Origin of the sequence: Mesorhizobium sp. B3-1-6, from assembly GCF_006439555.1 — a bacterium.
GTDB lineage: Bacteria > Pseudomonadota > Alphaproteobacteria > Rhizobiales > Rhizobiaceae > Mesorhizobium.
Genome location: NZ_VFTM01000034.1, coordinates 63,857 through 74,381 on the forward strand (window position 1 = coordinate 63,857; position 10,525 = coordinate 74,381).

General features: G+C 65.0%; 10 protein-coding genes. 9 read left to right on the plus strand and 1 reads right to left on the minus strand.

The annotated features are described in order from the left end of the window. Positions 1 to 101: 101 nt before the first annotated feature. From xylA to FJ414_RS25690, 3 genes are all read left to right on the plus strand, one after another. Positions 102 to 1,427 (plus strand): xylose isomerase, encoded by a 1,326-nt coding sequence (gene xylA, locus FJ414_RS25680; RefSeq protein ID WP_140647173.1) that lies wholly within the window; start codon positions 102 to 104, stop codon positions 1,425 to 1,427. Positions 1,428 to 1,598: 171 nt separating this feature from the next. Further along, complete coding sequence (locus FJ414_RS25685) at positions 1,599 to 1,802, plus strand: hypothetical protein (protein WP_140647174.1); 204 nt, start codon at positions 1,599 to 1,601, stop codon at positions 1,800 to 1,802. Positions 1,803 to 1,862: 60 nt separating this feature from the next. Beyond that, positions 1,863 to 2,624, plus strand: coding sequence for a TIGR01458 family HAD-type hydrolase (locus FJ414_RS25690; protein ID WP_348640023.1), 762 nt, complete (start codon positions 1,863 to 1,865; stop codon positions 2,622 to 2,624). On the opposite strand, the gene FJ414_RS25695 is transcribed toward FJ414_RS25690, so the two are convergent. Then, positions 2,605 to 3,585, minus strand: coding sequence for a GlxA family transcriptional regulator (locus FJ414_RS25695; RefSeq protein ID WP_140647176.1), 981 nt, complete (start codon positions 3,583 to 3,585; stop codon positions 2,605 to 2,607). The genes FJ414_RS25690 and FJ414_RS25695 overlap by 20 nt on opposite strands. Positions 3,586 to 3,717: 132 nt before the next feature. Here FJ414_RS25695 and FJ414_RS25700 point away from each other — a divergent pair, with 132 nt between their 5' ends. The 6 genes from FJ414_RS25700 (at position 3,718) to FJ414_RS25725 (ending at position 10,506) form a co-directional block, all read left to right on the plus strand. Continuing rightward, positions 3,718 to 4,635, plus strand: a complete 918-nt coding sequence (locus tag FJ414_RS25700) for a 3-keto-5-aminohexanoate cleavage protein (protein ID WP_140647177.1) — start codon at positions 3,718 to 3,720, stop codon at positions 4,633 to 4,635. Positions 4,636 to 4,651: 16 nt separating this feature from the next. After that, positions 4,652 to 5,275 carry an HD domain-containing protein gene (locus FJ414_RS25705; protein WP_140647178.1) on the plus strand — a complete coding sequence of 208 codons (624 nt, stop codon included), beginning with the start codon at positions 4,652 to 4,654 and terminating at the stop codon, positions 5,273 to 5,275. A gap of 5 nt (positions 5,276 to 5,280) precedes the next feature. Continuing rightward, positions 5,281 to 6,420, plus strand: a complete 1,140-nt coding sequence (locus FJ414_RS25710) for a carnitine 3-dehydrogenase (RefSeq protein WP_140647179.1) — start codon at positions 5,281 to 5,283, stop codon at positions 6,418 to 6,420. A 4-nt stretch (positions 6,421 to 6,424) separates the two neighbouring features. Further along, on the plus strand, positions 6,425 to 7,588 hold the full coding sequence (locus FJ414_RS25715) for an acyl-CoA dehydrogenase (protein ID WP_140647180.1): 1,164 nt from the start codon (positions 6,425 to 6,427) through the stop codon (positions 7,586 to 7,588). A gap of 64 nt (positions 7,589 to 7,652) precedes the next feature. Beyond that, positions 7,653 to 9,731 (plus strand): acetate--CoA ligase family protein, encoded by a 2,079-nt coding sequence (locus tag FJ414_RS25720; protein ID WP_140647181.1) that lies wholly within the window; start codon positions 7,653 to 7,655, stop codon positions 9,729 to 9,731. Next, entirely contained in the window at positions 9,724 to 10,506 is a 783-nt protein-coding gene (locus FJ414_RS25725) for a carnitinyl-CoA dehydratase (RefSeq protein WP_140647182.1), read from the plus strand. Before FJ414_RS25720 ends, FJ414_RS25725 begins: the two co-directional genes overlap by 8 nt. The last annotated feature ends 19 nt before the right edge of the window (positions 10,507 to 10,525 follow it).

A 10,525-nucleotide genomic window follows, 5' to 3' on the forward strand; every position in this document is an offset into this window, starting at 1 on the left:
TCGTTGGATCGTTTCGACATGACGCTTTTCGCGCCGCAAAAGAGTGAAACCAATTACGCCTGAGGTAATCGGGCGAAACCATCTCGGAGAGGAAGGAAACCATGAGCAGCGGATTTTTCGGCGACATCAAGACAATCAAATATGAAGGGCCGGATTCGACCAATCCGCTCGCCTATCGCTTCTACAATCCGGACGAGGTCGTCGCCGGCAAGCGGCTGGAAGACCATCTGCGTTTCGCCGTCGCGTATTGGCATTCTTTCGCATGGCCGGGCGGCGACCCGTTTGGCGGCCAGACCTTCGACCGCCCCTGGTTTGCCAAGCCGGGCGGCGTCGACACGATGGAACTGGCCAAGCTCAAGGCCGACGTCGCCTTCGAAATGTTCTCGCTGCTGGGGGCGCCCTATTTCTGCTTCCATGACGCAGACGTGCGCCCGGAAGGCAAGGATTTTTCGGAGAGCGCCGCGCGCCTCGACGAGATCACCGACTATTTCGCAACCAAAATGAGCGAGACCGGCGTCAAGCTGCTATGGGGCACGGCAAACCTCTTCTCGCACCGCCGCTTCATGTCGGGCGCGGCCACCAATCCCGATCCGGATGTGTTCGCCTATGCGGCCGCGACGGTGAAAAGCTGCATCGACGCCACCAAGAAGCTCAAGGGCGAGAACTATGTGCTGTGGGGCGGCCGCGAGGGCTATGAAACGCTGCTCAACACCGACCTTGCTCGCGAGCAGGAGCAGGCCGGCCGCTTCCTCAATCTCGTCGTCGATTACAAGCACAAGATCGGTTTCAAGGGTACGATCCTGATCGAGCCGAAGCCGCAGGAGCCGACCAAGCACCAGTACGACTACGACGTCGCCACCGTCTATGGCTTCCTCAAGCGCTTCGGGCTGGAGAAGGAAGTAAAGCTCAACATCGAGCAGGGCCACGCGATCCTGGCCGGCCATTCCTTCGAGCATGAGCTGGCTTTGGCGAATGCGCTCGGAATCTTCGGTTCGATCGACATGAACCGCAACGACTACCAGTCGGGCTGGGACACCGACCAGTTCCCAAACAACGTGCCGGAAATGGCTTTGGCCTATTACCAAGTGCTGCAGGCCGGCGGCTTCAAGACCGGCGGCACCAATTTCGACGCCAAGCTCAGGCGTCAGTCGCTCGACCCGGACGACCTCTTGATCGGTCATATCGGCGGCATGGATGCTTGCGCGCGCGGCCTCAAGGCGGCGGCCAAGATGATCGAGGACAAGGCGCTGTCCGGCCCGCTCGCCGAACGCTATGCCGGCTGGAACGCCGCCGAAGGCAAGGCGATGCTTTCGGGCGAGCGCACGCTGGAGGAGATCGCCGAGCGTGTGGTGAAGGAGAAGATCGAGCCGCAGCCGCGCTCTGGCCGGCAGGAACTGCTCGAAAACATCGTCAACCGCTACGTCTGATCGCTCAGGCGGGATGCGCGACCGCATAGCCTTCGCGCGGGGCAGGATTTCACGACAAGGTCTTGCCCCGAATCGCCCCTCAATCGCCCCGTTCTTGCCTTCAAACAGCCGTCACGGAACTCGTATAAACGTGGCTCCTGTGGCGGGTGAAGAAGAAGGAGGCGAACCGATATGCAGCACGAACGCGAAATCGACGCCCTGCTCTCGTCCGGCGAAGCCGGATCGATCATCGACCGGCTGATGGCGTTGCCGCATTCGAAAGACGGCGGCCGCAAGACAAATGAATGGGACCGCGCGGTCGCCGCGCGGTTGGAAACGGCGCTGGCCAAGAGCATGCGCACGCGCATCGTCGGCGAAGGCCGCGACGCGGCCTGACAATTCCCATGATTTGACGAAAAGAGGTGGCTTCTCCATCCTGCACCGATGATACGCGCGGTGCTGCTTGATCTTGTGGGTGTCGTCTATGATGGCGATACCCCGATCGCAGGTGCTGTGACTGCGGTCGAGCGTTTGCGCAAGGCCGGGCTGCCGCTCCGCTTTGTCAGCAACACGACACGCTCGCCGCGCAGCAAGATCGTCGCGCAACTTGCCGCAATGGGCATCAAAGTTGCGGATGAAGAATTGCTGACGCCGGCGCGCGCTGCGATCGAATGGTTGCGCAGGCATGGCCGCGAGCCGCATCTGCTCGTCCATCCCGATCTCGAAGCAGAGTTTTCGGGCCTGGAGGGAGGAAGCAGCAAGGCGGTCGTCGTCGGCGATGCCGGCGAGGCCTTCAGCTATGCCAGCCTCAACCGTGTCTTCCGCGAGTTATCCGACGGCGCCGATTTTGTGGCTTTGGCAGCCAACCGCACCTTCAAGGATGCGGATGGCCAACTCAGCCTCGACGCCGGCGCGTTCGTCGCGGCCCTCGAATTCGCCAGCGGCCGAAGCCCCGTCGTGCTCGGCAAACCGTCGGCGGACTTCTTTCTTTCGGCGCTCGCCGATTTGAACTGCCCTTCGGCAGATACGGTCATGGTCGGCGACGACGCGGAGAGCGATGTCGCCGGCGCGTTCAGCGCCGGGCTTGGCGCGGCGCTGCTCGTGCGGACGGGCAAATACCGCCCCGGCGACGAAACGCGCTTCGATCCGGCGCCCACGGCGTTGGTCGACGATCTGGCGGCAGCGACCGACTGGATAATCAGCCGCGCCTCAGCCTGACCGGCGCCTCGCCGAACGCTCTCGAAAATGCCCTGGAAAATGCCGCGGCGGACGAAAAGCCTGTACGCCCGGCAATATCGGCCATGGCAATGCGCGTGTCGACGACGAGACGGCGGGCGGCGCTGAGGCGCAGTCTCAGATAATAAGCGCCCGGCGTCTCGCCGATCGATTTGCGAAAAATGCTTTCCAGCGTCCGCGCCGTCACGCCGGCGCGCCTGGCCACCGCGTCGATGGTGAGCGGCTGGTCGACATGCGCTTCCATCAGCCGGATCGCCTGGGCAAGCCGCGGATCGTAGCCGTCGAGCCGGCCGAGCGAGACCAGCGGCTGCGCGTCGGTCGCGGCGCGCGCCTGGTCGTAGATGAAGACGCTCGCCACATCGAGCGCGGCCGCCATGCCGAGCCGGGTGCGGACAAGATGCAGCATCAGGTCGAAGGTGGGCGAAGCGCCGCCGGAGGTGAAGACCGGTCCGTCGATGACATAGCGGTCCGGCCGCACGTCGACGCCTGGGAAGGCGGCGGAAAAGTCCTCCATGTCCTCCCAATGCGTGGTGGCGCTGCGGCCCTCGAGCAGGCCGGCGCGCGCCACCAGCCAGGTGCCGGCCTCGACGCCGCCGCAGGCGCGGGCGGCGCGAGCAGCGCGGCGAAGGCCGGCGAGCAATGCCGAGGTGGCGTAGTTCTGCGTGCCGAAGCCGGCGACCACGACCAGCATGTCGGTCGGCTCGGCCGCGTCGAAGCGCCCGCTGACCGCCACCGGAAGGCCGCATGTCGTGACCGGCGCCTCGCCCGTGACCGACACCAGCTTGAAGTCGAACAGCGTCTCGCCGGAAATGCGGTTGGCGGCGCGCAACGGGTCGACGGCCGAGGCGACACACATGATGGACGAGCCCGAGAACACCAGGAACGTCACCTTGAGCTTCTCCGGCTCGGAGCGAAAGATGGACGGCTTTTCGCTTTTGATCATGAGAGCTTCGTAAAACGCAAAACAGTTTTCGGCAAGTCGGGCATTCTTGATGAATTCCCCGCGCATGCCGTGCCGTTGTCGGCTCCCGCTTCTGGGTGGCATGCACGGCCGATCGAATCTGGGAGGATCAAGATGCCGCTTGCGATGAACCGCGAGGTCTTCATTACCTGTGCCGTGACCGGTTCCGGCGGCACGCAGGACCGCAGCCCGCACGTGCCGCGCTCGCCCAAGCAGATCGCCGATTCTGCGATCGACGCGGCCAAGGCTGGTGCGGCGATCGTCCATTGCCATGTGCGCGACCCCGAGACCGGCAAGCCCAGGCGCGACGTGCATCTCTACCGCGAAGTGACCGAGCACATCCGCGCGGCGAACGTAGACGTCGTGCTGAACCTCACCGCCGGCATGGGCGGCGACATGGTGTTCGGCTCGCCGGAAGCGCCGCTGCCGCTCAACGAGAAGGGCACCGACATGGGCGGCGCCACCAACCGCATTGAGCATGTGCGCCAGTGCCTGCCGGAGATCTGCACACTGGATTGCGGCACGATGAATTTCGCCGAGGCCGACTATGTGATGACCAACACGCCCGGCATGCTGCGCGCCATGGGCGGCATGATGACGGCGCTGGGCGTCAAGCCGGAGATCGAGGCCTTCGATACCGGGCATCTGTGGTTCGCCAAGCAGTTGGTCGAGGAAAAGGTCCTCAACCCGGATGCGCTGGTGCAGCTCTGCATGGGCGTGCCGTGGGGTGCGCCGGACGACCTCAACACCTTCATGGCGATGGTCAACAACGTGCCCTCGACCTGGAACTGGTCGGCCTTCTCGATCGGCCGCAACCAGATGGCCTATGCGGCGGCGGCCGTGCTTGCCGGCGGCAATGTCCGCGTCGGCCTGGAAGACAATCTGTGGCTCGACAAGGGCGTTCTGGCGACCAACGCGCAGTTGGTCGAGCGCGCGGCGAGCATCGTCACCAATCTCGGCGCGCGCGTGCTCGGGCCGGAGGAAGTGCGCAAGAAGCTGAACCTCACCAAGCGGGCACCGATCGCAGCGTGATTGGAGGGAGTCGCAGATGACAACCGTCAAGTTCACCGCGATGAAGGATGGCGACAAGGAAGACTATGAATTCCTGACCGCCCATGAGATCGACTACGCCGCCAAGACCGGCGACCGGCTGCTCGATGCGCTCGTGCAGCTCGATGAAGGCCTGTCGGGCTACAAGATCACCCGGCTCGGCCACTCGCTGCAGGCGGCGACGCGCGCCTGGCGCGACGGCGCCGACACCGACTGGATCGCCTGCGCTGTCCTGCACGACATCGGCGACATCTACGCGCCCTACAATCATGACGAATATGCGGCTGCGATCCTGAAACCCTTCGTGCGCGAGCAATGCACCTGGGTGGTGGAAAAGCACGGCGACTTCCAGCGGCTCTATTACGCGCATCATCTGGGCGGCAACCCGCACGCGCGCGACCGCTTCGCCGGCCACCTCTATTTCGACGACTGCGACCGGTTCTGCGAGCGCTGGGACCAGTCGAGCTTCGACCCCGACTACGAGACGCTGCCGGTCGAGTTCTTCCGGCCCTTCGTGCTCGAAGTCTTCGCCCGCAAGGCCTACGACCCGGCGGTGATCCGTGCCGGCGAGCGCGTGGCCCTCACAGATCCCGAAACAGCCAAGACGAGAACCGGAGCCTGACGAGCATGAGCATCATCAACAAGGCGGCCGCCATCGGCGGCGGTGTCATCGGCGCTGGCTGGGTGGCGCGGCTGCTCTTGAACGGCATCGACGTGTCGATCTTCGATCCGGATCCGGAAGCGTCGCGCAAGGTGGGCGAGGTCATGAAAGGCGCGCGCCGCGCCTACAAGCAGATGCTGCCCGGCGGCCTGCCCAAGGAAGGCAAGCTCACCTTCGCCAAGACCATCGCCGAGGCGGTGGCCGACGCCGATTTCATCCAGGAGAGCGTGCCGGAGCGGCTCGACCTCAAGCACAAGGTGCTGGCCGAGATCGACGCGCATGCGCCGGCCAATGCGATTGTGGGTTCCTCGACCTCCGGCATCAAGCCGACCGACATGCAGGTGGCGATGAAGAAGCACCCGGAGCGGCTGGTGGTCGGCCATCCGTTCAACCCGGTCTATCTCCTGCCGCTGGTCGAGATCGTCGGCGGCGAGCAGACGTTCCCCGAGGCGATCGAGGTGGCCAAGGAGCTCTACGCCTCGATCGGCATGAAGCCGGTGGTGGTGCGCAAGGAGATCGAGGCTTTCGTCGGCGACCGCCTGCTCGAAGCCGCCTGGCGCGAGGCGCTGTGGCTGGTCAAGGACGGCATCTGCACCGTCGAGGAACTCGACGACATCATGCGCTATTCCTTCGGCCTGCGCTGGGCGCAGATGGGCATGTTCCAGGTCTATCGCGTCGCCGGCGGCGAGGCCGGCATGCGCCACTTCATGGCGCAGTTCGGACCCTGCCTGAAATGGCCGTGGACCAAGCTGATGGACGTGCCGGAATTCAACGACGAGCTGGTCGACCTCATCGCCACGCAGTCGGACGAGCAGGCGCATGGCCTTTCGATCCGCGAATTGGAGAAGATCCGCGACGACAATCTGGTCGCGATCATGGAAGCACTGTCGAAACAGAACAAGGGCAAGGGCTGGGGCGCCGGCGCGCTGCACAAGGACTATACCAGGCAGCTCGCCAAGCTGGCGGCGAAGAAGACCCCAGCCAAGGCCGTCGCAAAGGCCAAGGCGACCAAGCCGGCGAAGAAAGCCGCGAAGCCGGCAAAGGCTGAAAAGCCGACAAAAGCTGGGAAGGCCGACAAGGCGAAGAAGAGCAAGAAGAAGGGCTGAGGCGATGCATTTCGGTCTTTCGGAAGAACAGAAGCTCATCGTCGAGACGACGCGCGCCTTCGTCGAGAACGAGCTTTATCCGCATGAGCGCGAGGTGGAGCGCACCGGCGTGCTGCGCCGCGAGCTGATCGACGAATTGAAGGCCAAGGCGATCGGTGCCGGGCTCTACGCCGCCAACATGCCGGCCGATGTCGGCGGCGCCGGCCTCGATACGGTGAGCTGGCTGCTCTACGAGAAGGAGCTCGGCCGCGCCAACTACGCGCTGCACTGGACCTGCGTGGCGCGTCCGTCCAACATCCTGCTTGCCGGCACGCCGGAGCAGCGCGAGAAATACCTCTTCCCCTGCATTCACGGTGAGAAGTGGGACTGCTTGGCGATGACCGAGCCGGGCGCTGGCTCCGACTTGCGCGGCATGAAGGCGACCGCGGTGCAGGACGGCTCGGACTGGGTGCTCAACGGCACCAAGCATTTCATCTCGCATGCCGACATCGCCGACTTCGCCATCGTCTTCATGGCCTCGGGCGAAGAGGATTCGCCGCGCGGCAAGCGCAAGAAGATCACCGCCTTCTTCGTCGACAAGGGCACCAAGGGTTTTTCGGTGCGCGACGGCTACCGCAATGTCTCGCATCGCGGCTACACCAATTCGATCCTCGAATTCGACGATTGCCGGCTGCCGGCGTCCCAGGTGCTCGGGGAGGTGCACAAGGGTTTTGATGTCGCGAATTCGTGGCTGGGGGCCACGCGGCTACAGGTCGGCGCAACCTGCCTCGGCCGCGCCGAGCGCGCGCTGTCGCACGCCATCGAATATGCCGCGCAGCGCCAGCAGTTCGGCCAGCAGATCGGCAAGTTCCAGGGCGTCTCCTTCAAGCTCGCCGACATGGCGACGGAACTGAAGGCCGCCGACCTGATGGTCTTCGAAGCCGGCTGGAAGTACGATCAGGGCACCGTCACCGACCAGGACATGGCGATGGCCAAGCTGAAGGCCACCGAGATGCTGGCCTTTGTCGCCGACGAAGCCATCCAGATCCATGGCGGCATGGGTCTGATGGACGACCTGCCGCTGGAGCGCATCTGGCGCGATGCCCGCGTCGAGCGCATCTGGGAAGGCACATCGGAGATTCAGCGACATATTATTTCGCGGGCGCTGCTGCGTCCGTTCGGAGCTTAGAGCATGATTACCTCAACCGGGGACCGGTTTTGGGGAAAGATCAGGCTCAAACGAAAAGATGGCCATGCATAAACTCGAACGTCTCCTGCGCCCAAAATCGATCGCCGTGTTCGGTGGGGCGCAGGCCGCCGCCGTCGTGGCGCAGTCGATCAAGATGGGCTTTGCCGGCGAAATCTGGCCGGTGCATCCGACCAAGGACGAGGTCGCCGGCCGCAAGGCCTACCGCTCCGTCGCCGACCTGCCCGGAGCACCGGACGCCGCCTTTGTCGGCGTCAACCGGCATCTCACCATCGAGGTGACCAAGGCGCTGGCCGAGCGCGGCGCCGGCGGCGCCGTCTGCTTCGCCGCCGGCTTCCTCGAGACCGAGGCCTATGACGAGGACGGCGAGCGGCTGCAGGCCGAGCTCGTTGCCGCCGCCGGCCAGATGCCGATCATCGGCCCGAACTGTTACGGCCTGATCAATTATGCCGACGGCGCGTTGTTGTGGCCCGACCAGCATGGCGGCATCCGCCTGGCCGAGGGCGGCAAGGGCGTCGCCATCATCACCCAGTCGTCCAACATCGCCATCAACATGACGATGCAGAAGCGCGGCCTGCCGATCGCCTTCCTGATGACGGCCGGCAACCAGGCGCAGACCGGCCTGTCGGAAATGGCGCTCGGCCTGATCGAGGACGAGCGCGTCACCTCGCTCGGCCTGCATATCGAGGCTTTCGACTCCGTAGCCGGCTTCGAAAGGCTGGCGGCGCGCGCCCGCGAGCTGGAGAAGCCGATCATCGCCATGAAGGTCGGCCGCTCGGAGCAGGCGCGGCAGGCGACCGTCTCGCATACCGCCTCGCTGGCCGGCTCGGACGCCGCCTCCGGCGCGTTCCTGAAGCGGCTCGGCATTGCGCGTGTCGATTCGATTCCCGCCTTCATCGAGGCGCTGAAGCTGCTGCACGTCACCGGGCCGTTGCCCGGCTACAAGCTGTCCTCGATGAGCTGCTCCGGCGGCGAAGCCTCCGTGATGGCCGACAGCGCCGAGGGGCGCTGGGTGCATTTCCCGACGTTGACCGATCAACACCGCGCGCATGTCAAATCGACGCTCGGACCGCTGGTCGCGGTCGCCAATCCGCTCGATTACCACACCTTCATCTGGAACAACGAACCGGCGATGACGGCCACCTTCACCGCCATGGTGTCGGGCGGCTTCGACCTCAACATGCTGGTGCTCGACTTTCCGCGCCCCGACCGCTGCTCGGACGTCGACTGGTGGGCGACGCTGCGCGCCTTCGAGGTGGCGCTGAAGACCAACAAGGCGCAAGGCGCGATCGTCTCCTCGCTGCCGGAAAACCTGCCGGAGGAATACACCGCCGGGCTGATGGCGCGCGGCATGGTGCCGTTGTTCGGCATTTCGGAGGCCATGGACGCCGCCCAAGCCGCCGCCTTCATCGGCTGGGCCTGGCGCGAACCGCAGGCGCAACCTGTCGACACCACGGCCGCGGGCGCGTCGGAAGCCAGACACGTGACGCCGGACGAGGCCGAAGCCAAGGAAAGGCTGATCAAGGCCGGCCTGCCGGTGCCGAAGGGCGAGCGCGCCTCCAATGCGGTCGAGGCGGTTATCTCCTCCATGACGCTGGGCTTCCCGGTGGTTCTCAAGGCGCTCGGCGTGACGCACAAGTCGGAAGTCGGCGCCGTCAGGCTGAACCTCAAGGACGCCGAATCCGTCAGCGCCGCCGCGCATGATTTGCTGCCGCTCGGCACCGGGCTCTATGCCGAGCGCATGGTGCGCGACGGCGTCGCCGAGTTGATCGTCGGCTTCACCCGCGACCCGATGTTCGGCGTGGTGATGACGCTCGGCACCGGCGGCGTGCTGGTTGAGCTTTTGCGCGACAGCGTGACGCTCATGCTGCCGGCGACGCGCGACGACATCGAGGCGGCATTGCGTGGATTGAAGCTCTACCCGCTCCTCGAAGGCTATCGCGGCCGGCCGAGGGCCGACGTCGACGCCGCCATCGACGCCATCGCCGGCATTGCCGACTTCGTCCAGAAGAACGAAGTCGAGATCGAGGAGCTCGACATCAACCCGCTGATCGTCTGCGCCGAAGGCAAGGGCGCCTGGATCGCGGATGCCCTGCTGGTGCTTGGAGAAAAGAAGAATGACTGAAATCATCACCACTCGCCGCGAGGGCACGATCCTCGAGGTCACGCTCGACCGGCCGAAGGCCAACGCCATCGACCTGAAGACATCGCGGCTGATGGGCCAGACCTTCAAGGCGTTCCGCGATGATCCCGACCTGCGCGTCGCGATCGTCAAGACCGCAGGCGACAAGTTCTTCAGCGCCGGCTGGGACCTGAAGGCGGCCGCCGCCGGCGACGCGGTCGACGGCGATTACGGCGTCGGCGGCTTTGCCGGGCTGCAGGAGTTGCGCGACCTCAACAAGCCGGTGATCGCCTGCGTCAACGGCATGGCGGTGGGCGGTGGCTTCGAGCTGGCGCTGTCCTGCGACCTCATCTACGCCTCGGATCATTCCTCCTTCGCGCTGCCGGAGATCCGTGCGGGCACGCTGGCCGACGCAGCCACCATCAAGCTGCCGAAGCGCATCCCCTACCACATCGCCATGGACCTCCTGTTCACCGGCCGCTGGATGGATGTCGCCGAAGCGCATCGCTGGGGCCTGGTCAACGAAGTGCTGCCCAAGGACAAGCTCGAAGAGCGCGTCTGGGAGATCGCAAGGCTCTTGGCCAGCGGCCCGCCGCTGGTCTTCGCCTCGATCAAGGAGACGGCGCGCGTGGCCGAGGCGCTGACCTTCCAGGACGCGATGAACAAGGTGACACGCCGGCAGTTGCCGACGGTCGACGCGCTCTATGGCTCCGAAGACAATATGGAGGGGTTCCGGGCGTTCGCGGAAAAACGCGACCCGGTGTGGAAGGGAAAGTGATTCTGCGGAGATGACAGAG